At 72.6% G+C, this 21,863-nt stretch carries 18 protein-coding genes and 1 pseudogene; 11 read left to right on the top strand and 8 right to left on the bottom strand.

What is annotated here, in order from left to right; all coding sequences use genetic code 11:
• Positions 1-98: 98 nt before the first annotated feature.
• From ACZ4VK_RS33355 to ACZ4VK_RS33375, 5 genes are all read right to left on the bottom strand, one after another.
• A complete protein-coding gene (locus ACZ4VK_RS33355; protein ID WP_468360557.1) occupies positions 99-1,040 on the bottom strand; it encodes an alpha/beta fold hydrolase in 942 nt (313 codons plus the stop codon).
• Positions 1,037-1,534 (bottom strand): phage holin family protein, encoded by a 498-nt coding sequence (locus ACZ4VK_RS33360; RefSeq protein ID WP_468360560.1) that lies wholly within the window; start codon positions 1,532-1,534, stop codon positions 1,037-1,039. The genes ACZ4VK_RS33355 and ACZ4VK_RS33360 overlap by 4 nt, the downstream gene beginning before the upstream one ends.
• 57 nt (positions 1,535-1,591) lie before the next feature.
• Positions 1,592-3,013 carry a Na+/H+ antiporter NhaA gene (gene nhaA / locus ACZ4VK_RS33365; protein ID WP_468360563.1) on the bottom strand — a complete coding sequence of 474 codons (1,422 nt, stop codon included), beginning with the start codon at positions 3,011-3,013 and terminating at the stop codon, positions 1,592-1,594.
• Between the two features lie 299 nt (positions 3,014-3,312).
• Entirely contained in the window at positions 3,313-5,268 is a 1,956-nt protein-coding gene (gene acs, locus ACZ4VK_RS33370; RefSeq protein WP_468360566.1) for an acetate--CoA ligase, read from the bottom strand.
• A 274-nt stretch (positions 5,269-5,542) separates the two neighbouring features.
• Entirely contained in the window at positions 5,543-7,909 is a 2,367-nt protein-coding gene (locus tag ACZ4VK_RS33375) for a SulP family inorganic anion transporter (RefSeq protein ID WP_468360569.1), read from the bottom strand.
• Between the two features lie 301 nt (positions 7,910-8,210).
• On the opposite strand from ACZ4VK_RS33375, the gene ACZ4VK_RS33380 reads away from it, so the two are divergent.
• Positions 8,211-9,515: a polysaccharide deacetylase family protein gene (locus ACZ4VK_RS33380; protein ID WP_468360572.1), complete on the top strand. Its 1,305-nt coding sequence runs from the start codon at positions 8,211-8,213 to the stop codon at positions 9,513-9,515.
• 70 nt (positions 9,516-9,585) lie between these two features.
• Here the strand turns inward: ACZ4VK_RS33380 and ACZ4VK_RS33385 are convergent, their stop codons facing one another.
• Positions 9,586-10,572 (bottom strand): ATP-binding protein, encoded by a 987-nt coding sequence (locus tag ACZ4VK_RS33385; protein WP_468360575.1) that lies wholly within the window; start codon positions 10,570-10,572, stop codon positions 9,586-9,588.
• Positions 10,573-10,674: 102 nt separating this feature from the next.
• Here ACZ4VK_RS33385 and ACZ4VK_RS33390 point away from each other — a divergent pair, with 102 nt between their 5' ends.
• Positions 10,675-11,493 carry a Fic family protein gene (locus tag ACZ4VK_RS33390; RefSeq protein ID WP_468360578.1) on the top strand — a complete coding sequence of 273 codons (819 nt, stop codon included), beginning with the start codon at positions 10,675-10,677 and terminating at the stop codon, positions 11,491-11,493.
• A gap of 363 nt (positions 11,494-11,856) precedes the next feature.
• On the opposite strand, the gene ACZ4VK_RS33395 is transcribed toward ACZ4VK_RS33390, so the two are convergent.
• Complete coding sequence (locus tag ACZ4VK_RS33395) at positions 11,857-12,723, bottom strand: HAD-IB family hydrolase (protein ID WP_468360580.1); 867 nt, start codon at positions 12,721-12,723, stop codon at positions 11,857-11,859.
• Between the two features lie 451 nt (positions 12,724-13,174).
• Here ACZ4VK_RS33395 and ssd point away from each other — a divergent pair, with 451 nt between their 5' ends.
• The 7 genes and pseudogenes from ssd to ACZ4VK_RS33430 all read left to right on the top strand — a co-directional run.
• A complete protein-coding gene (ssd, locus tag ACZ4VK_RS33400) occupies positions 13,175-14,320 on the top strand; it encodes a septum site-determining protein Ssd (protein ID WP_468360582.1) in 1,146 nt (381 codons plus the stop codon).
• Entirely contained in the window at positions 14,317-15,492 is a 1,176-nt protein-coding gene (locus ACZ4VK_RS33405; RefSeq protein ID WP_468360585.1) for a TadA family conjugal transfer-associated ATPase, read from the top strand. The genes ssd and ACZ4VK_RS33405 overlap by 4 nt, the downstream gene beginning before the upstream one ends.
• A 26-nt stretch (positions 15,493-15,518) precedes the next feature.
• Entirely contained in the window at positions 15,519-16,463 is a 945-nt protein-coding gene (locus ACZ4VK_RS33410) for a type II secretion system F family protein (protein WP_468360588.1), read from the top strand.
• Positions 16,463-17,224, top strand: a complete 762-nt coding sequence (locus ACZ4VK_RS33415) for a type II secretion system F family protein (RefSeq protein WP_468360896.1) — start codon at positions 16,463-16,465, stop codon at positions 17,222-17,224. The genes ACZ4VK_RS33410 and ACZ4VK_RS33415 overlap by 1 nt, the downstream gene beginning before the upstream one ends.
• A gap of 152 nt (positions 17,225-17,376) precedes the next feature.
• Positions 17,377-17,520, top strand: coding sequence for a DUF4244 domain-containing protein (locus tag ACZ4VK_RS33420; RefSeq protein ID WP_468360899.1), 144 nt, complete (start codon positions 17,377-17,379; stop codon positions 17,518-17,520).
• Positions 17,507-17,893 carry a TadE family type IV pilus minor pilin gene (locus ACZ4VK_RS33425; RefSeq protein WP_468360591.1) on the top strand — a complete coding sequence of 129 codons (387 nt, stop codon included), beginning with the start codon at positions 17,507-17,509 and terminating at the stop codon, positions 17,891-17,893. Before ACZ4VK_RS33420 ends, ACZ4VK_RS33425 begins: the two co-directional genes overlap by 14 nt.
• A 65-nt stretch (positions 17,894-17,958) precedes the next feature.
• A pseudogene (locus ACZ4VK_RS33430) lies at positions 17,959-18,192 on the top strand (Rv3654c family TadE-like protein); the annotation flags it as partial.
• Between the two features lie 40 nt (positions 18,193-18,232).
• On the opposite strand, the gene ACZ4VK_RS33435 reads toward ACZ4VK_RS33430, so the two are convergent.
• Complete coding sequence (locus ACZ4VK_RS33435; protein ID WP_468360594.1) at positions 18,233-20,863, bottom strand: DEAD/DEAH box helicase; 2,631 nt, start codon at positions 20,861-20,863, stop codon at positions 18,233-18,235.
• Positions 20,864-20,943: 80 nt separating this feature from the next.
• Here ACZ4VK_RS33435 and ACZ4VK_RS33440 point away from each other — a divergent pair, with 80 nt between their 5' ends.
• The gene (locus ACZ4VK_RS33440) at positions 20,944-21,297 is read left to right on the top strand and encodes an STAS domain-containing protein (RefSeq protein ID WP_015034520.1); all 354 of its coding nucleotides are present in this window, start codon (positions 20,944-20,946) and stop codon (positions 21,295-21,297) included.
• A gap of 15 nt (positions 21,298-21,312) precedes the next feature.
• Positions 21,313-21,771: an ATP-binding protein gene (locus ACZ4VK_RS33445; RefSeq protein WP_468360598.1), complete on the top strand. Its 459-nt coding sequence runs from the start codon at positions 21,313-21,315 to the stop codon at positions 21,769-21,771.
• The last annotated feature ends 92 nt before the right edge of the window (positions 21,772-21,863 follow it).

The following is a 21,863-nucleotide window of genomic DNA, read 5'->3' on the forward strand; positions in this document are numbered from 1 at the left end:
CCAAGGTCGGTAACCTCCCGGGGGCCCGCCAATCGGAGTATGCGCGGGGCACATGGCCGTTCGAAGGAAGTCTGTACGCCTCCGGGGACGACGGGCCGTCAGCGGTCGGGCTCGGGGTCCTTCAGCCAGTTGACGAGCTCCGTGGAGAAGGCCACCGGGTCCTCCTCGTGCGGGAAGTGACCGAGACCGTCGAAGAGCCGCCAGCGGTAGGGCGCCTCCACGTACTCGCCCGACCCCGCCGCGCTCCGGGTCCGCATCACCGGGTCGAGGGAGCCGTGCAGATGGAGCGTCGGCACCCGCACCGGCCGCTTCATGCGCCGGTTGAACTGGATGCCGTCCGGGCGGGCGAGCGAGCGCACCATCCAGCGGTACGGCTCGATCGAGCAGTGCGCCGTCGACGGCACCAGCATCGCCCGCCGGTACACCTCGACCGCCTCGTCGTCCGCCGCGCCACGGGGCTGGGGACCCGACCAGTCCCGGATCAGCTCCCCGACAAGCGCCGCGTCGTCGGCGACGAGCTGACGCTCCGGCAGCCACGGCCGCTGGAAGCCCCAGACGTGCGAACCGGCCCGCGACTGGGCGAAGTCGGAGAGCATCGCCGAGCGCCAGCGGCGCGGGTGCGGCATCGAGGAGACCGCGAGCCGACGCACCAGCTTGGGCCGCATCACGGCCGCCGTCCAGGCGAGGTACCCGCCGAGGTCGTGCCCGACGAGCGCCGCGTCCGGCTCGCCGAGGGAGCGGATGACGCCCGTGATGTCGAGGGCGAGGTTGGCGGGGTCGTAACCCCGGGGCGTGCGGTCGCTGCCGCCGACGCCGCGCAGGTCCATCGCGACCGCCCGGAACCCGGCCTCGGCGAGGACGGGCAGCTGATGGCGCCAGGTCCACCAGAACTGCGGAAAGCCGTGCAGCAGCAGCACCAGCGGGCCGTCGCCCATCTCGGCGATGTGGAAGCGGGCGCCGTTGGCGGCCACGTCGCGATGGGTCCAGGGCCCGTCGAGCCGTACGGGGCCGCCGTTGCCGTTGCTCTCGGGAAGGGTCATACGGACGAGCGTGCCACAGCGGGAGACCTGTCCAGCGCCTTCTCCAGCGCCTTGTCCTGCTCCGGACGGGGGTGCGGCTTCGCGTTCTGCATGATCGCCGCCGTCTGCTTGGCCGAGGCGATGGACTTCTCCGGAGGCTTGACCTTCTTGAACTTGGCGACGGCGATCACCGCGAGAAGACCCGCGAGCAGCACGTTCGCCGCGAAGGAGAGGAGGAAGCACCAGACGAGGTTCCACCCCCCGTTGCCGTTGTGCCCGCCGGTCCAGGTGTTGATGCCGTACGCGAGTGCGAAGCTCAGCATGGGCAGCGAGAACAGCAGCACGACCGCCGCCGCGCCGCCCGCCGCGCTGCCGATCGCGCCGCGCTTGACGTCCTGTCGGATCTCGGCCTTGGCCAGGGCGATCTCGTCGTGCACCAGCGCGGACATCTCGGCGGTCGCCGAGGCGACCAGCTGGCCGAGGCTGCGCTCGGTTCCGTAGAACGGGTCGCTCATCGGTGCTCCCTCTTCTCTTCTGCGGTCCGGGTTCTCTTCTACGCGGTCCGACTCAGATCATGCCGGACGGTCGGCCCCGTCGCGCGGTGCCCCCGCCGCTCGGGCGCGCTCACGGTGCTCGGCGGCCTTCTTCTCGTAGATCCCGGCCATGCGCAGGTGGTACTCCGGGTCGTCCTCCTCGTAGATGTCGGGGATGCCGTCCTGGTCGTCGTCGCGCTCCTCGGCCGCGCAGAGCGCCTGGTACGTGCGGACGCGCAGCTTCAGCAGGACGGAGGCGAGGACGGCCGCGATGAGCGAGCCGATGAGGACGGAGGCCTTCACCTCGTCGGTGAGGGCGGCGTCCCCCTCGAAGGCGAGTTCGCCGATGAGGAGCGAGACGGTGAAGCCGATGCCGGCGAGGGTGGCGACGGCGAACACGTCGGGCCAGGCAAGGTCGGAGTTGAGTTCGGCCTTGGTGAAGCGGGCGGCGAGCCAGGTGCCGCCGAAGATGCCGACGGCCTTGCCGACGACCAGGCCGAGGACCACGCCGAGGGTGACCGGCTGGGTGAAGACGTCGCCGATCGCCTTGCCGGAGATGCTCACACCGGCCGAGAAGAGCGCGAACAGCGGTACGGCGAGGCCGGCCGAGATCGGGCGCACGAGGTGCTCGATGTGCTCGCCGGGGGAGTGCTGCTCGCCCTCGCGGGTGCTGCAGCGCAGCATCAGGCCCATGGCGACGCCGGCGATGGTGGCGTGGACGCCGCTGTTGTACATCAGGCCCCAGATGACCAGGGCCAGCGGCACGTACACGTACCAGCCGCGGACGCCCTTGCGGAGCAGCAGCCAGAAGAGGACCAGTCCGGCGAAGGCGCCGCCGAGCGCGGCGAAGTTCAGGTCGCTGGTGAAGAAGACCGCGATGATCAGGATCGCGAACAGGTCGTCGACGACGGCGAGGGTGAGCAGGAAGGCGCGCAGCGCGGACGGCAGTGAGGTGCCGATGACGGCGAGGACGGCGAGCGCGAACGCGATGTCGGTCGCGGTGGGCACGGCCCAGCCGTCCATCGAGCCGTCGCCGACGGCGTTGACCAGGACGTAGACGAGGGCGGGCGCGGCCATGCCGCAGAGCGCGGCGATGACGGGGAGCGCGGCGGCCCGGGGGTCGCGCAGCTCGCCCGCGACGAGCTCGCGCTTGAGCTCGATGCCGGCGACGAAGAAGAAGACCGCGAGGAGGCCGTCGGCGGCCCAGTGCTGGATCGACAGGTCGAGGCCGAGGGCGGCGGGGCCCAGATGGAAGTCGCTGACGGACTCGTAACTGTCGCTCAGCGGGGTGTTGGCCCAGACGAGGGCGGCGACGGCGGCGACGAGGAGCAGGACGCCGCCCACGGTCTCGGTGCGCAGGGCGTCGGCGAGGTAGCGCCGCTCGGGCAGGGAGAGGCGGCCGAGGAACTTGCGGTCGTCCCGCTTGCGGTCGTCACGGTCGGTGGGTGCGGGCGCGGCCACGGGGGAACCTCCGGTTGGTGGGCAGGGCGAAGCTCATGCCGACCAGACTTCCCGGCGCACCTAGGTTCTTCTTGTCGCGTCACTGACGCGGTCTTTACTTTACCTAACGAGCACGGGTCGTGTCCGGCGGGACTTACTCTAGGGAGCTTTGCCCTTTTCGTCCCGTTGGGTGTGGCTACGGAAACGCCCTACGGAAACGCCCTACGGAAACGCCCTACGGAAACGCCCTACGGAAACGCCCTACGGAAACGCCCGCCCCCAGGAGCTCGGGGCGGGCGTCCACGACGTACGGCCGGGGGTCAGTCCTCGCTGGAAGCGGCCGGCAGCTGGGTCTGGATGAGCGACATCACCGAGGAGTCGGTCAGCGTGGTGACATCGCCCAGCTCCCGGTTCTCGGCGACATCGCGCAGCAGGCGGCGCATGATCTTGCCCGAGCGGGTCTTGGGCAGCTCCGCCACCGGCAGGATCCGCTTCGGCTTGGCGATCGGGCCGAGGGTCGCGCCGACGTGGTTGCGCAGCTCGGCGACGAGTCCGTCGTCCTGGCTCGCCGTACCGCGCAGGATCACGAACGCGACGATCGCCTGGCCGGTGGTCTCGTCGGCGGCGCCGACGACGGCCGCCTCGGCCACGGACGGGTGCGAGACGAGGGCCGACTCGACCTCGGTGGTCGAGATGTTGTGCCCGGAGACGAGCATGACGTCGTCGACCCGGCCGAGCAGCCAGATGTCGCCGTCGTCGTCCTTCTTGGCCCCGTCACCGGCGAAGTACCTGCCCTCGAAGCGGGACCAGTACGTGTCGATGTAGCGCTGGTCGTCGCCCCAGATGGTGCGGAGCATCGACGGCCACGGCTCGGTGAGGACCAGGTAACCGCCGCCGCCGTTCGGCACCTCGTTCGCCTCGTCGTCGACGACGGTGGCGGAGATGCCCGGCAGCGGGCGCTGCGCGGAGCCCGGCTTGGTCTCGGTGACGCCCGGCAGCGGCGAGATCATCATCGCGCCGGTCTCGGTCTGCCACCAGGTGTCCACGATCGGGGTCTTCCCGGCGCCGATGTGCTCCCGGTACCAGATCCAGGCCTCGGGGTTGATCGGCTCGCCGACCGAGCCGAGCACACGGAGGCTGGACAGGTCGAACTTGGCGGGGATGTCGTCTCCCCACTTCATGAACGTACGGATCGCGGTCGGCGCCGTGTAGAGGATCGTGACGCCGTACTTCTGCACGATCTCCCAGAACCGGCCCTGGTGCGGGGTGTCCGGGGTGCCCTCGTACATGACCTGCGTCGCGCCGTTGGCCAGCGGGCCGTAGACGATGTACGAGTGCCCGGTGACCCAGCCGATGTCGGCGGTGCACCAGTAGACGTCGCTCTCCGGCTTGAGGTCGAAGACGGCGTGGTGGGTGTAGGCGGCCTGGGTGAGGTAGCCACCGGAGGTGTGCAGGATGCCCTTCGGCTTCCCCGTGGTTCCCGAGGTGTAGAGGATGAAGAGCGGGTGCTCCGCCTCGAAGGCCTCCGGGGTGTGCTCGGCGGACTGGCGGGCGACGATGTCGTCCCACCACACGTCACGGCCCTCGGTGAACGCGGTCTCCTGGCCCGTACGGCGCACCACGAGGACATGCTCGACCTGCGGGCACTTGGCGACGGCCTCGTCGATGGCCGGCTTGAGGGCGCTCGGCTTGCCCCGGCGGTAACCGCCGTCGGAGGTGACGACCAGCTTGGCGTCGGCGTCCTGGATGCGGGAGGCCACGGCATCGGCCGAGAAGCCGCCGAACACCACTGAGTGGGCGGCGCCGACACGGGCGCAGGCCAGCATCGTGATGGCCGCCTCGGGGATCATCGGCAGGTAGACGGCGACCCGGTCGCCCTTGCGGACACCGAGCTCCGTCAGGGCGTTGGCCGCCTTGGAGACCTCGTCCTTGAGCTCGGCGTAGGTGATCGCGCGGCTGTCGCCCGGCTCGCCCTCGAAGTGGATGGCGACGCGGTCGCCGTGACCGGCCTCGACGTGGCGGTCGACGCAGTTGTACGCCACGTTCAGCTCGCCGTCGGCGAACCACTTGGCGAACGGCGGGTTCGACCAGTCGAGGGTCTCGGTCGGCTCGGTGGCCCAGGTCAGGCGCTTGGCCTGCTCGGCCCAGAAGCCCAGCCTGTCCGCCTTGGCCTGCTCGTACGCCTCCGCCGTCACGTTGGCGTGCGCGGCCAGCTCGGCGGGCGGCGGAAACCGACGCTCTTCCCGAAGCAGATTGGCCAGGCTTTCGTTGCTCACGACATCTCCCTTTCCCAGGGCGTCCTCTGTGCGTATGTGTCCCGCGTCATAGCGTCATAGCTCATCAGTCAGATGCCCGGGTGACAAGAGCATCCGGGCAATTGGTTTAGACCTGTGGGGCGAATGATGGGCGGGGGCCCCTTCGTCCCGGGCGGTGTTCCCGAGTTCTTCCCGGGTGGTTTCCCGAGCGGTGGCAGAAGGGGCCACACAGTCTCACGGACGGGGGAGCCGGAAGGTTCAGGGCGCGCGGACTCCGGCCGGGGAGCCGGAAGGTTCAGGACACGCGGACCGTCTCCATCGGGCCCGTCGGCATGACCTGGGTGAACACGTCGTCGTAGCTGTGCACCTCGTCCGCCCCGGCCAGCAGGTACGCCTGCGCCTCGCCCACGTGGAAGTACATGCCGTGCAGAGTGAGGTCGCCGTCGGCGAGGCGGCGCGCCACCGGCTCGTACGCCCGCAGGTGCTCCAGCTGCTGGACCACATTGGTCAGGCAGAGCTGCTCGACCGCGTCGGCCGGAAGCCGCCCGGAGATTCGGGCCCAGGCGTGTCTCCGGCTCTCCATCCGCTCCAGGCTGGGCCGGCCGTGGCGCAGCCAGCGGCGGAGCGGGGTCGGCGGGTCGTCCGGCCCGGCGTTCAGGAGGGCCTGCATCGCACCGCAGCCGGAGTGGCCGCAGACGGTGATCGAGCTGACCCGCAGGACCTCCACCGCGTACTCGATCGCCGCCGCCACCGAGTCGTCGCCGCTCTCCTCGCCGGGGAGGGGGACGAGATTGCCGACGTTGCGCACGGTGAACAGGTCACCCGGTCCGCTCGACGTGATCATGCTGGTGACCAGACGGGAGTCCGCGCAGGTCAGGAAGAGCTGCGAGGGCCGCTGGCCCTCCCGGGCGAGCCGTGCCAGCTCCTCCCGTACCCGCGGGGCCGTGTTCCGCTGGAACTGGCCGATGCCGCTCGCCAGATGAAGGCCCGGCGCCCGCCGGGGCTCGGCCGGCTCCGCGTCCAGGTCGGGACGGTCGGCCGGCTGCTCGCCGCACTGGTGGTTGTGCCAGGGAGTCCAGGGACGGCAGCAGCCGTGCGCGGCCGAGTCGTCGGCGGGGGCCGGCTCGGCGATCCGGGCGCCGGAGGGGCCCGTCGTCTCGACCGTGCCGCCGTGGGCGAGGTGGCCGGCGGTCCAGTCGCTCAGCGTCTCGTAGGCCGCGTGGTCCATGAACGAACCGTCCAGCTCGACCACGACGTCGGAACCGTGGGGCAGCTGGTGCAGGGCCCGGCTCAGCCGGGGCACGGCGAGGAACGTCAACTGGCCCCGGACGTGCAGGAGGTGACGCCCGTCCCGGTCCTCGCGGGTGATCCGGGTGCGGGCCAGCCGGTGCAGGGAGACCGAGATGGCCACGGCGATGCCCAGGGCGACGCCCTCCAGGATGCCGACGAGGACGACACCGGAGAGTGTCACCACGTAGACGACGACCTCGCGGTGCCGGGTGACGGTACGGATGTGGGTGATGCTGACCATCTGGATGCCGACCACCATCACGAGGGCGGCGAGCGCGGGCAGCGGGATCAGGTCGATCACGGGAACGAGCAGCAGGGCCGCGAGCACGATCCACAGACCGTGCAGCATCGTGGACGCCCGGCTCACCGCGCCCGCCGAGACATTGGCGACGCTGCGGACCGCGACCCCGGCGACCGGCAGTCCGCCGAGCGCCCCGGAGACCACGTTGGCCGCGCCCTGGCCGGCGAGCTCGCGGTCGAGGACCGAGCGCGGCACGCCCCGGCCGCCGTCCGGGCGGGCGGCGACCAGCTTGTCGACGGCCACGGCCGAGAGCAGCGACTGCACACTGGTGACCAGGGTGATCGTCAGTACGCCGGCCGCGATGCCGAGCACCGGGCCCTCGGGCAGGCCCGGCAGCGCGTGGCTGCTCCAGGACGGCAGGTCGACGCGGGGTACGGCGAGCCCGGCGACGGTCGCCACGGCCGTCGCCCCGGCCACCGCGACGAGCGCGGCCGGCACCTTCCGTACGAGGCGGCCGGCGCGGCCCGGCAGCCGGGGCCAGCACAGCAGCACGGCCACCGTGAGGGCGCTGACGGCGAGCCCCGCCGCGTGGATGTCGGCCAACTGGGCCGGAAGCCCGAGCACGTTGTCGACGGCGGAGCTCTGCGGGGTCCCGCCGAGCACGATGTGGAGCTGGGCGAGAGCGATGGTCGCGCCGATGCCGGCCACCATGCCGTGCACGATCGCGGGCGACACGGCGAGCGCCGACCGGGCCACCCGGAGGGCGGAGAGGCCGAGCTGGGCGAGACCCGCGAGGACGGTGATGGCGCAGGTGGTGCGCCAGCCGTACAGCTGGATGAGCTCGGCGGTCACGACGGTGAGTCCGGCGGCGGGGCCGCTGACCTGGAGCGGGGAGCCGCCGAAGCGGCCGGCCACGAGGCCGCCGACGGCGGCGGCGACCAGGCCGGCCTGGAGCGGGGCTCCGGTGGCGAGCGCGATGCCGAGCGAGAGGGGCAGCGCGATCAGGAAGACGGCGACGGAGGCGGAGAGGTCGGCTCCGGCGATTCGGAAGCGGCGGGGTCCGTCCGGCGGGCTGTGAGGCCGCTGGACTCGGGGCCGGGTCGTGGTGCGGGCGGGGGTGCAGAGGGTCATTCCCGTCTCCTCCGGGGCAGCGCGGTCGCGGTTCGTGCGGGACGAACATGGGGGCTCGCGGCCGTGGGTCACGGCGTGCAGCGGCGGGATCCGAGCGGGGTCCCCGCATGGACGAGGATCAACGCTCGGTAAATGGATCGTAATGGAGAGTAAAGTCTCCGGCATTATTTTCGGGGCAAACAGGGCAATGATTCACCGGTTCCGGTGATAGACGCACGGATTGCCGCTTGTCGTTTCATCTCCCCGGCCGTCGTGGTGCGACGTTGACGCCGCCCGTACCGAACCGAGGAGAGGTGGGCGGATGACAGCCGCCGGGAGAAGGACCACTGCCCAGAGGAAGGCGCTCGCCGCCGGCGCCCTCGCCGTCGCCCTGATCACCGGCCTCGCCGGCTGCTCGGGCTCCGACGGCACCGCCAAGGAGGGCGCGCAGGGCGGTGCGGGCGCCAAGAAGGGCCCGGCCGCGGCCCCGCCGAACGCGGTCCGGCTGATCGGCGACGGCTCCACGGCCTTCACCGGCGCCCAGCCCCACCAGCCCGTCTGGCAGCGCCTCAAGCCGGGCGAGACCCCGCCGCAGTTCGTCGTCTTCTCGTGGGACGGCGCCGGCGAGGACAGTCAGAAGCTCTTCTCCCACTTCCGGTCCGTGGGCAAGAAGTACGACGCCACCATGACGTACTTCCTCAGTGGCGTGTACCTGCTGCCCGAGGAGAAGCGGAAGCTCTACGAACCGCCGCAGCACAGTGCCGGGCGCTCCGACATCGGATTCAACGACACCGAGGGCATCCGTGCCACCGTCCGCGAACTGCGCGGCGCCTGGCTGGAGGGCAACGAGGTCGGCACTCACTTCAACGGGCACTTCTGCGGGAAGGAGGGCGGTGTCGGTAACTGGTCGGTCGAGGAGTGGAAGAGCGAGATCAACCAGGCCAAGTCCTTCGTCAAGAACTGGAAGACCAACGCGGGCCTGCGCGCCGAGCAGCCGCTGCCCTTCGACTACGACAAGGAACTCGTCGGCGCCCGCACGCCGTGCCTCGAAGGCCGGAAGAACTTCGTCCGCGCGGCGGCGCAGATGGGCTTCCGCTACGACACGAGCGGCGTCAACGACCAGATCTGGCCCAAGAAGGACCTGGGCCTCTGGGACCTGTCGATGCACCTCGTGCCCGTCCCCGGCCGCTCCTTCCAGACGCTCGCCATGGACTACAACTTCCTGGTCAACCAGTCTCCCGGGACGACCCAGGGCGATCCGTCCCAGCACCGGTACTGGGGCGACCAGATGCGAGACGGCCTGGTGCAGGCCTTCGAGCGCTCCTACCGGGGCAACCGGGCGCCGGTCATCATCGGCAACCACTTCGAGTCCTGGAACGGCGGCACGTACATGCGGGCCATCGAGGAGACCATCGCGACGGTGTGCGTGCAGAAGGACGTCAAGTGCGTGTCCTTCCGCCAGCTCGCCGACTGGCTCGACGCCCAGGACCCGGACGTCATCGCGAAGATGCGCACCCTGAAGGTCGGCGAGGCCCCGCCGGCCGGCTGGGCGAACTTCCTCGCCCCCCGGCCGGCGGCCCCGGCGACAGGCGCCAAGCCGGCGGCCGGAGGGGCTGAACGCCACTGAGCCCCGCGTCAGACCGGCTGAACGGCGCTGAGTCGTGCCTCGGACCGGCCGAACCGCACCGAGCTCCGCGTCAGACCGGCTGAACGGCGCTGAGCCCTTCGGACAGTACGAAGCCGGGGTCGACCTGCGCCGCCAGGTCGGCCCCGGTTTTGGCGTTGCCCCAGCTCTCCGCGTTGCGGAGGTGGAAATGGACCATCTGGCGCGTGTAGCGCTCCCAGTCGCGATGGGCGTACGAGTCGTCCGCCGCGTCCTGGAGGGCCTGGAGCGACATCCGGTTCTCCGCCTCCAGGAGCTCGAAGCGGGGCGGGCGGCCCTTCTCCATCGCGCGGACCCAGTCCGAGTGGCCCACCGTCACCAGCAGGTCGTCGCCGACCTCCGCGCGCAGGAAGTCGAGGTCGTCCTCGCCCTGCACCTTGTTGCCGACGACCTTGAGCGCGACGCCGAAGTCCCGGGCGTACTCCTTGTACTGGCGGTAGACCGAGACGCCCTTGCGGGTTGGCTCGGCGACCAGGAAGGTCATGTCGAAGCGGGTGAAGAGGCCGGAGGCGAAGGAGTCCGACCCCGCGGTCATGTCGACGACCACGTACTCGTCGGCCCCGTCGACCAGGTGGTTGAGGCAGAGCTCCACCGCTCCGACCTTCGAGTGGTAGCAGGAGACCCCGAGGTCCGACTCCGTGAAGGGGCCGGTCGCCATCAGGCGGATCTCGCCGTCGTCGAGCCGGACCGGCCGGGCGCAGGCCTCGTACACCGGGTTCTCCTCGCGGACCCGCAGCAGCCGTGAACCCTCCCCGGGCGGCGTCGTCTTGATCATCGTGTCGGCGGAGACGATCCGGGGATTGGTGCCCCGCAGGTACTCCTTGATGAGCGGCAGGTGCGCGCCCATCGCGGGCAGCGCGGCGGCCTCCGCGTCGGGCAGGCCGAGCGCGGCGCCGAGGTGCTGGTTGATGTCGGCGTCGACGGCGACGACCGGGGCTTCGTTGGCGGCGAGGTGGCGGATGAAGAGCGAGGACAGCGTGGTCTTCCCGCTGCCGCCCTTCCCCACGAAAGCGATCTTCATGTTCACCTAGGGTAGTGGCATGAACGCATCGCGTGGTCAAGGTGCGTGAAGAAGACCACTCCATCGTGGGGTGGAGCCCCGGGGCGCGTAGCCTCCCTACTTATGAGTACGCACGCCTCTGACCCCTTGGCCGCCCTCGGCTCCCTGCCGGGCGTCGCCGACGCGGTGGACTCCGTACGCAAGGCCGTCGACCGGGTCTACGGCCACCGTGTGATGCGCCGCCGCAGCAACGAGATCTCGTCCGAGGCGGCCCTGCGCGGCGCCCGCGGCTCGGCCGCCCTTTCCGGTGCCGACTGGGCCCTCGAAGAGGTCCGGCGGCGCACCGACTTCGGCGCCGACCCCGAGGCCCGCACGGTCGGAGCCGCCCTGCGGCTCGGCGCCGAGGCCGGGCAGCTGCTCTCCATCTGGCGCCAGTCTCCGCTGCGCGTGCTCGCCCGACTCCACCTGGTCGCCGCGGGCGAGCAGGGCGATGCGGTGGGCCGGCCCCGGCTGGAGGGCGAGGCGGTCGACGAACCGCTGATCGACACCCCGCCGCCGTCCCCCGCGGAGGTCGCGGGGCGGCTCGACGGCCTCGCCGAGCTGATCGTCGCGGGCGGCGAGGCCCCGGCGCTCGTGACGGCCGCCGTGGTGCACGGCGAACTGCTCGCACTGCGCCCCTTCACCTCGTACAACGGTCTCGTGGCGCGGGCGGCGGAGCGGATCGCGCTTGTCGGCAGCGGTCTCGACCCCAAGGCGATCTGCCCGGCGGAGGTCGGCCACGCGGAGCAGGGGCGTGCCGCGTATCTCGCCGCGTTCGAGGGGTACCTGTCGGGGACCCCGGAGGGTGTGGGCGGCTGGATCGCGCACTGCGGGCGTGCGGTCGAGCTGGGTGTCCGCGAGTCGACCGCCGTCTGCGAGGCGCTTCAGCGCGGCGCGGCCTGAGGAGGGCCCGGCCCGGGAAGGGTCCGGCCTGGGAAGGGTCCGGCCTGGTCCGGCCTGGGAAAAACAGCCCTGAACAGGGTTGCGGCGGTACCAGTTCTGGTACCGCCGCTGGCACGTCCACCCAGTTACCAAGCGTCCTCGATATGTGCCCATCAGGCCGGGAACTTTGCCCGTGGCCTGGTGCGGCTGGCCCGTAATCGACGGGTCGACGTCGCGTGGGTGCCCGGTTTCAGTGCTAGGTCCGTGGGGCCTTCATGCTCAACAGGTGATCCTCTCGGATGTCCTCGGTCTCGCGGGCCTGATTCCTTTCTACTCCTGTCGGCGTGGAAGCGAAAGTGCTGGCTCCACTTCTCTGCTTATTGCTCAAATTCGGGCAAAGTCATCCGCGAGCCGATGGGCGAGAGCGGCCTGTCGGCGACGGGAGACGTACCAGACGAGCCCGGCCCCGACGGCCGCCGCACCGACGGCCGCCGCCGCGACGAGCGTGGGCCGTGGCGGCATCCGGAATCCGGGCAGCCGCTGCTTGAGCCGTACCGGCTTCTCGAAGGCGAGAACCGGCCATTCCCGGGCCGCGGCCTCGCGGCGCAGGGCCCGGTCGGGATTGACCGCGTACGGGTGGCCGACGGCCTCCAGCATGGGGACGTCGGTCGCCGAATCGCTGTAGGCGTAGCAGCGCGCGAGGTCGTAGCCCTCCGACTTCGCCAGCTCCCGGACCGCCTCGGCCTTCGTCGGTCCATAGGCGTAGTACTCCACCTCACCGGTGAAGCAACCGTCCTCGCCGACCACCATGCGGGTGGCGACGACGCGGTCGGCCCCGAGCATCTCGCCGATCGGCTCGACGACCTCGGCGCCGGAGGTCGAGACGATCACGACGTCACGGCCGGCGGCGTGGTGCTCCTCGATGAGGGAGGCCGCCTCGTCGTAGATGATCGGGTCGATGAGGTCGTGAAGGGTCTCGGCGACGAGCTCCTTCACCTGGGCGACGTTCCAGCCTTTGCAGAGCGCGGAAAGATATTCGCGCATCCGCTCCATCTGGTCGTGATCGGCCCCGCCCGCCAGGAAGACGAACTGGATGTAGGCCGTCCGCAGGGCGGCGCGGCGGCTGATCAGTCCTCCCCGGTAGAAGGACTTGCTGAAGGTCAGCGTCGAGGACTTCGCAATGACCGTCTTGTCCAGGTCAAAGAAGGCGGCTGTGCGCGGCAAGGAGTGGTTTTCCACAAGCCTGAGCATAGGTGCCCGCCATTCGGCGTACGCTGGGGCGCGTGGGTTTGCCTGAGAAGGCTCTCGGGTACACCATGGAAGTCACGGATCGTTCGCGACCGTGCTAACCCGGTCCGGCTCCTCCCCCCCCGAGTCGGCCGGAAAGACGACCCCCGCTCTCCCCCCCGGCGGGGGTCGTCGCATGTCCGGAGCCGTTTTGGCGCTGTGCGACATCGTCCGCTCCCTTCCTTCCGGCCTGAGGCCGCGACGCGACCGATGCCCGGTCACGCTCTCGATTCATCACTCACGGTAACGGGCAGGCTGCGCTCCGGACAGTCCCCAGGAGGAGTGACGAAGATATTCACAGGGCTTCGGATATCCCCAGTTTTTCGGTGAGATCCGCAGGATTCTCGGCACGGCCCCACGGTGATTCCTGTCGCGAAGTTCGCGAACGGCAGGAATCACGAGAGGGGTGGGTGTCATGGAGGCATCCAGGACGTCCGGGGCCAGGGGGACGGCGCGGACTTCGCCGCCGAGCGGGGCGGCGATGCCCGGTGCCGACGAGCCGCGCCGCGCGGGCCCGCTGATCGTCACGGAGGACCTCGGCCTGCTCGACGACCTCCTGCGGCTGTGCGCCGCGGCCGGAGTCGAGCCCGAGGTGCACCACCGGGTGCCGGAGCGACGGGCGAGCTGGACCGACCCGCCGCTCGTCCTGGTCGGCGACGACGCGGCGCCCCGCTGCCGGGGAGCGGCGCGCCGCCCGGGGACCCTCCTCGTCAGCCGCGACCGGGACGACCCGGGGGTGTGGCGGCTGGCCGTCGAGATCGGCGCGGAGTGCGTGCTGCGGCTGCCGGACGCCGAAGGTCTCCTCGTCGACCGCATCGCCGACGCGGCCGAGGGCGTGGGCCGGCAGGCGCTGACCGTCGGGGTGGTCGGCGGGCGAGGGGGCGCCGGAGCCTCCACCCTGGCGTGCGGCCTCGCGCTCGGCGCCGCGCGGACCGGGCGGCGCACCCTGCTCGTCGACGGCGACCCGCTCGGCGGGGGGCTCGACGTGTTGCTCGGCGGGGAACGCGAGGAGGGCAGACGATGGCCCGACTTCGCGGCCTCGAAGGGCCGTCTGGCCGGCGGTGCCCTCGAGGAGTCCCTGCCGTCCCTGCGGGGGGTCCGGGTGCTCAGCTGGGGCAGGGAGCCCACGGCACCCGTCCCGCCCGAGGCCGTCCGGTCCGTGCTCGCCGCGGCCCGCCGCCGTGGCGGTGTCGTGGTGGTCGACCTGCCGCGCGGAACCGACGCGGCGACCACCGAGACCCTGGCCCAGCTCGACCTCGGACTCATCGTGGTACCAGGGGAGTTGAGGGCCGTCGCGGCGGCCCACCGGGTGGCCTCGACCCTCGCCCTGAGCGTGCGCGATCTGCGGGCCGTGGTCCGCGGACCGTACGCGGCGGGCCTTGACGACTGCTGGGTCGCCGACGCGCTGCGGTTGCCACTCGCCGGTGAACTCCCTTACGACCCGGGGATCGTGGCCGACCAGGACGCGGGCGTACCGCCGGGCGCCGAGCCCCGTGGGCCGCTCGGACGGTTCTGTGACGCCTTCTGGGCGTGCGCCCTGGGCCCCGGCGGTGCGGCATGACCGGGACGGGGAACGCGGGTGGCGGCGCGGGGCTGCTCGACGCCGTGCGGCAGCGCCTCGCGGCCAGCGGTTCCGATCCCACCCCGGCTCGGGTGGCGGCGGCGCTGCGCGCCCAGGGGCGGTTGCTCGGCGACGCGGAAGTACTGGGCGCCGCAGAGGAGTTGAGGTGCGAACTGATCGGCACCGGCCCGCTCGAACCGCTCCTCGCCGACCCCGCCGTCACCGACGTCCTGGTCTCGGCGCCGGACCGGGTCTGGGTGGACCGGGGCGCCGGGCTGGAACGGGCCCCCGTGTCCTTCCCCGACGCGGCGGCCGTGCGCAGGCTCGCCCAACGGCTCGCGGCGGTGGCCGGACGCAGACTCGACGACGCGCGGCCGTGGGTGGACGCGCGGCTGCCCGACGGCACCCGGATGCACGCCGTGCTGCCCCCCGTGGCGGTCGGCTCGACCTGTCTGTCGCTGCGGGTCGTGCGGCCCCGCGCCTTCACCCTGGAGGAGCTCGCGGCGGCGGGCACGGTGCCGCCGGGCGGCGCCCCCATCCTGCGCGCCCTGATCGACGCCCGGGTGTCGTACCTGGTCAGCGGCGGCACGGGGACGGGGAAGACCACCCTGCTCGCCTCCCTGCTCGGCCTGGTGGGAGAGCGGGAGCGGATCGTCCTCGCCGAGGACTCGGCGGAACTGAGGCCCGACCACCCCCATGTGGTGCGACTCGAGGCACGGCCCGCGAACCAGGAGGGCGCCGGCCTGGTGACCCTGCGGGACCTGGTCCGCCAGGCGCTGCGCATGCGGCCCGACCGGCTGGTGGTGGGCGAGGTCCGGGGCGGCGAGGCCGTGGACCTGCTCGCCGCCCTCAATACGGGCCACGAAGGCGGCTCGGGGACGGTCCATGCCAACACGGCGGCGGACGTACCCGCGCGGCTCGAGGCCCTGGGGACGGCGGCCGGGCTCGACCGGGCCGCCCTGCACAGCCAGCTGGGCGCCGGCCTCTCGGTCGTGCTGCACCTCGCCCGTGACCGGGACGGGCGGCGGCGGATCGCAGAGGTGCACGTCCTTGAGCGGGACCGCGACGGCCTCGTACGGACGGTTCCCGCGCTCCGGTGGAGTGCGACCGGGTTCGAGCGGGAGCGGGGCTGGGAGCGGCTGCGGTCGCTGATCGGAGGGGAAGCGTGGTGACGGTGGATCCGGTTTCCGTACAGGGCTTGACCCAGGGAGCGGCGGCGCTCTGCGCGGGTCTCGCGCTGTGGTGGGCGGTCGAGCGGCGGCGCGGGGTGAGCAGGGCGCGGGCCGTGTTCGTACGGGGTGGACCCGGCGAGCGTGGCGGCGGGGGCGGGGAAGGGGCCCGTGGTGCCGCCGGCGACTCCCGTGGTCTCGGTGGTCTCGGCGGTCTTGATCGACTGGGTCGTCTTGGTGGTCCGGGCGGGGCGTGGCCGGGGACGGTCGCGCGGTGGTGGGCGGTGGCGCGCGGACGGCGTGCGTGGCTGTGTCTGCCGGTGGCGGGGGTCCTCGCGCTGCTCGGGGAGTCGCCGTTGCCGCTCGTGGCGGGGGCGGTCGCGGTGCCGCTGGTGGGTCGGCGGCTGCGGGCGGCCGGGCGCCGGAAGGAACGCGAGGCCCGGGCCGAGGGGGTGGCGGCCCTGTGCGGGGCGGTCGTCGGGGAGCTGAGAGCCGGCTGGCAGCCCGCGCAGGCCTTGGCCTTCGCGGCCAGGGAGACGGGCGCGTTGGGCGGCGAGGAGGCGGCGGTGCTCGCGGCGGCCCGGTTCGGCGGGGACGTACCGGATGTGCTGCGAAGGGCCTCCGGGCAGGACGGCGCCGAGGGACTCGCGGGCATGGCGGCGTGCTGGCAGGTGGCCGTGGACGGGGGCGCCGGACTGGCCGCCGGGCTCGACAGGCTCGAAGCGGCCCTGCGGGGCCACCGAGAGCAGCGGGAGCGGCTGCGGGCCGAACTGGCGGGTGCCTGGGCGACGGTGGCGGTGCTCGCGGTGCTTCCGGTGGCCGGGGTCGCCCTCGGCGCGGCGCTGGGCGCCGACCCGCTGCGGGTGCTGCTGCACACTCCGGCCGGCCTGGGCTGCCTCGTCGTGGGCGGGGCTCTGGAGGCGGCCGGGCTGTGGTGGGCCGCGCGGATCGTACGAGGAGGGGAGCGGGCGTGATCGGTGAATGGCGAGTGGTGGGTCTTGTGGTCCTGGCGCTGTTCTGCTGCGCGCAGGCCGTCCGGGTGGTGGCGCGCGGGCGCCGGGAGCGGGGCATGCGGCGACGGCTGGGAGGCCTCTTCCCGGCGCCGGCGCCACGGCTCCCGAAGGCCCGCCGAGGGCTGCCGCGGTGGACCGGCCAGTGGGTGGCGCCCGTCGGGGCGTTCGGTCTCGGCTGGGTGCTGTTCGGGGCGTTCGGCGGTCTGTTCGCCGGTGTCCTGATGCTGGCCGGGGTGAGGCGGGCGGCGGCGCGGAGAGCCTCTCCGCCGGCCGAAGGCGAGGAGGCGGCACGCCATCTTCCGCTCGCCGCCGATCTGTTGGCGGCCTGTGCCTCGGCGGGAGCCGGGCCAGCGGAGGCGGCGGAGGCCGTCGGCCGGTCCCTTGGCGGCCCACTGGGCGAGCGCCTGACCCGTACGGCGGCGGAACTGCGCCTCGGTGGTGAACCGGCCGAGGTGTGGCGGAGGTTCGGCGCGATACCGGGCGCCGCGGGTCTTGCCCGCTGCATGGAACGGGCCGGTTCCTCGGGGGCGCCCGCGGCGGAGGGCGTCGCCCGGCACGCGGCAGCGCTGCGGTCGGCCAGGGCCCGCACGGCGGAGGCCCGGGCACGCCGGGCGCAGGTGCTGATCAGCGCGCCCGTGGGGCTCTGCTTCTTGCCCGCCTTCCTGGCGGTGGGGGTGGCCCCGGTGGTGATCGGCCTCGCGACGGGACTCCTGGACGGATGACGGCGAGCACGCCGGCGCACGGCAGGGAACGGCGCGAAACAACGAGACACGACGAGACACGCGAGACACGACGATTCGAGGAGGTCGGCATGGCAGGCAGGGCGACGGTGTGCGGTTGGTGGCGGAGGCGACGGGAGGCCGCGCACGGGGACATGGGGATGACCACGTCCGAGTACGCGGTGGGGACGATCGCCGCGGCGGGCTTCGCCGCGGTCCTGTACAAGATCGTGACCAGTGGGGCGGTGTCGGGGGCGCTCGAATCGGTGATCGGGAAGGCGCTCGGTGCGTCGTTCTGACCGCGGGTTCGTGACCGTGGAGGCGGCGATGGTGCTGCCCGTCCTCGCGCTGTTCACGGTGACGCTGCTCTGGGGCCTGGCCGCGGCCGCCGCGCAGATCCGGTGTGTGGACGCGGCTCGCGCGGGGGCACGGGCAGCGGCCCGCTCCGAGCCGGTGGCATCCGCCGAGGCGGCCGCACGGTCCGCCGCGCCCGAGGGCGCCCGGGTGTCGGTGACACGGTCGGGGGAGCTCTGGCGGGTGACGGTCGAGGCCAGTGCGCCGGGCCCCCGGGGCCTGGGGCTCACCCTTCGGGCGGACGCGGCGGCCCTGGCGGAGGACACGTGGGGCGGCGGCGGCGCGGCCGGAGGGCCGGAACCCGGAGGCCCGCCGTGACGACGTCGGAGCCGGGCCGGGGCACGGGCGGGGGCGCGGGTCGGTCCGACCGGGGTGCGGCGACCGTGTGGGTGGCGTTCGCGGCCTGTGCGCTGTGCGTGGTGTTCGCGGCGGTGCTCGCGCTCGGACAGGCGGTGGCCGCCCGGCACCGGGCCGGCGGGGCCGCGGACCTGGCCGCTCTGGCCGCCGCCGACCGGGCGCTGTGGGGCGAGGCCGAGGCGTGCGCCGTCGCCTCCCGGGTGGCCGCGGCGCAGCGTGCGGAGCTGCTGCGGTGCGCGGTACGGGGTGAGGTCGCCGAGGTGACCGCCCGCGTCGTGGGCGGCCCCTACCGGCCGGAGGTCAGGTCGCGGGCGGGGCCTGCGGGGCCGGCTCAGTCGGTGGCCCGTGGACCTGGCCTCCCCGAGCCCCCTGGCCTCCCTGGGTCCCCTGAGCCCCCTGGGTCCCCTGAGCCCCCTGGCCCCCCTGCGCCTCCTGGCCCCCCTGGGTCCCCTGCGCTTCCGGGGCTTCCTCGGCCCCCGGGACCTCCGGAGCTTCCCGGAGGATCTCCGTGAGGAGGCGTACCGCGCCCCGCTTGTGGAGCGGATCGTTGCCGTTGCCGCACTTCGGGGACTGGATGCAGGAGGGGCAGCCCGCCTCGCACTCGCAGGAGGCGATGGCCTCCCGGGTGGCCGTCAGCCAGGCTCGGGCCGTGTGGAAGGCGCGCTCGGCGAAGCCCGCGCCCCCCGGGTGGCCGTCGTACACGAAGACGGTCGGCAGCAGGGTGTCGGGGTGCAGCGGTACGGAGACGCCGCCGATGTCCCAGCGGTCGCAGGTGGCGAACAGCGGCAGCATGCCGATGGAGGCGTGTTCGGCGGCGTGCAGGGCGCCGCCGAGGATCTCCGGGGTGATCCGGGCGGCGCCGAGCTGGTCCTCCGTGACCGTCCACCACACGGCCCTGGTGCGCAGGGTGCGGGGCGGGAGGTCGAGCTTGGTCTCGCCGAGCACCTCGCCCGTGATCAGCCTGCGGCGCAGGAACGAGACGACCTGGTTGGTGACCTCGACGGAGCCGTAGCAGAGGCGGCCGGCTCCCCAGGGGATCTCGGTGTCGGTGTCGAGGACGGCGATGGAGGTGGTGTCGCGGGCGGTGGTGGAGTACGGCGGGACGGCCTCCTCCACGAGGGCCACGGAGTCCTTGAGGTCGAGCTCCCGCACCAGATAGGTGCGGCCCTGGTGGAGGTGGACGGCGCCCTCGTGGACGGCGGTGTGGGAGGCGGCCTCGTCGACGGTGCCGAGCAGCCGGCCGGTACCGGCCTCCACGATCCGGACGGGGCTTCCGCCGCCGCCCCGGATGTCGGTGAGGTCGGCGGCCCGCTCGCGGCGGGTCCAGTACCAGCCGGTGGAGCGGCGGCGCAGCAGACCGGCGCCCTCCAGCTGGGGCAGCAGGTCGGGGACGGCCGGGCCGAAGAGCGCCAGATCCGGTTCGGTCAGCGGGAGCTCCGCGGCGGCGGCGCACAGATGGGGGGCGAGGACGTAGGGATTGTCGGGGTCCAGGACGGTCGACTCGACCGGCTGGTCGAAGATCGCCTCCGGATGGTGGACCAGGAAGGTGTCCAGCGGGTCGTCGCGCGCGATCAGGATGGCGAGGGCGCCCTCGCCGGAGCGGCCCGCGCGGCCCGCCTGCTGCCAGAGGGAGGCCCGGGTGCCCGGATAGCCGGCGATCAGGACCGCGTCCAGGCCCGAGACGTCCACGCCCAGCTCAAGGGCGGTCGTGGCGGCCAGGCCGAGGAGCTCGCCGGAGTGCAGGGCCCGCTCCAGGGCCCGGCGCTCCTCGGGCAGGTAGCCGCCCCGGTAGGCGGCGACGCGGCGGGCGAGGGAGCGGTCGGTCTCGGCGAGCCGTTCCTGGGCGATCACCGAGATCAGTTCGGCGCCGCGCCGGGAGCGGACGAAGGCGACCGAGCGGACGCCCTGCCGGGTCAGGTCGGTCAGCAGGTCCGCGGTCTCGGCGGTGGCGGTGCGGCGCACGGGCGCGCCGCGCTCGCCGTGCAGCTCGGTCAGCGGCGGTTCCCACAGGGCGAAGACCAGCTCGCCGCGCGGTGAGGCATCGTCGGAGACCTCGGTGACGGGCAGGCCGGTGAGGCGGCCGGCGGCCACGGCGGGGTCGGCGGAGGTGGCGGAGGCGAGGAGGAAGACCGGCTCGGAGCCGTACCGGGCGCAGATCCGGCGCAGTCGCCGCAGCACCTGGGCGACGTGCGAGCCGAAGACGCCCCGGTAGGTGTGGCACTCGTCGATCACGACGTAGCGCAGGGCGCGCAGGAAGGAGGCCCACCTGGGGTGGGAGGGAAGCACGCCACGGTGCAGCATGTCGGGGTTGGTCAGCACGTAGTTCGCGTACTGCCGGACCCATTCGCGTTCCTCGACCGGGGTGTCCCCGTCGTAGACGGCGGGGCGGATCCGGTTGCCGAGCGGGGCGGCGAGTTCCCGCACGGCGCGCCGCTGGTCGGCGGCGAGGGCCTTGGTCGGCGAGAGGTAGAGGGCGGTGGCCCCGCGACCGTTGGGGGCCTCCGCGCCGTCCAGGAGGGTGCTGAGGACCGGGGCGAGGTAGGCCAGCGACTTGCCCGACGCGGTGCCGGTGGCGATCACCACGGATTCGCCGTCGAGGGCGTGCTCGGCGGCCTCCGCCTGATGGGCCCAGGGGTGCGCGATCCCGGCCGCCTCGATCGCCGCGATCACTTCTGGACGGATGCGGTGCGGCCAGACTGCATGACGGCCCTCCCGGGCGGGCATGTGCTCCGTATGAGTGATGCGCGCGGCCCGGCTCTCGCCCGACGAGAGCCGGTCGAGGACCATGCCGGGGGAGGGTCGGTTGCCCATGTCCCCGGCTGGACGACTGGGGCGGTGATTCTTGGCCATCGGCACCGAGTGTGTCACTGCCATGACGGACAATGCTTCCAAGGCGTCGTGCATGGCTGCTGGTAAGTGATTGAATGCCATCGCGGCTGACGATCAGTTCTCTGACTCCGTCCGGGAGACCCCGGGGGACGATCGTTCGATAGCAAGGTGCTGGAGGATCCGTGGACCTGTCCCTGTCGACTCGCAATGTGTCCGGCGCTGGTGGTGACCGTACGGTCGTCGAGGTCGGTGGCGAGATTGATGTGTATACCGCGCCCAAGCTGCGCGAGCAGTTGGTCGAGTTGGTGAACGACGGCAGCTACCACCTGGTCGTCGACATGGAGGGCGTGGACTTCCTCGACTCCACGGGCCTCGGTGTGCTCGTCGGTGGTCTGAAGCGCGTCCGCGCGCATGAGGGCTCGCTGCGTCTGGTCTGCAACCAGGAGCGCATTCTGAAGATTTTCCGGATCACGGGTCTCACCAAGGTGTTCCCGATCCACACCTCGGTCGACGAGGCCGTCAACGCCGTCGACTGAGCCCAGGGGGTTCGCATGACCACCGTTGAACTCCGCTTCAGCGCTCAGCCCGAGCACGTCCGCACGGCCCGCCTGGTGGCGGCCGCGGTGGCGCGCCGGGCCGGTGTGGACGAGGCGGTCCTCGACGAGGTGCGTCTCGCTGTCGGTGAAGCCTGTTCCCGTGCCGTCGGGCTGCACCGCAGCAATGACGTCACGACCCCCATCAGGGTGGTGCTGACCGAGGAGGAGAAGACGTTCTCCATCGAGGTCGGCGACGAGGTGCCCGGTGCGGGGGTGGCGGCGGCCGATGCCGCCGGTGTCCCCGGTGCGCGGTCCGCGGCCCCGGCCGAGGACTTCGACGACGCCGACGGTGAGGACGAGATGGGGCTCGCGGTGATCCGCGGGCTCGTCGACGATGTCGAGGTGAGCGCCGGTGAGGCCGGCGGCACGATCCGGATGACCTGGCCGGTGAGTTCGGCGGACGTCCTGTCCTGACCCGTAGGCGCTGAGCACGAGACAGCACGAGAAGAGGCCCTGCCCCCGGCAGGGCCTCTTCTCGTTGCGCCTGCTCAGATGGTGAGCCTGCT

Source organism: Streptomyces sp. NPDC028711, assembly GCF_055565415.1.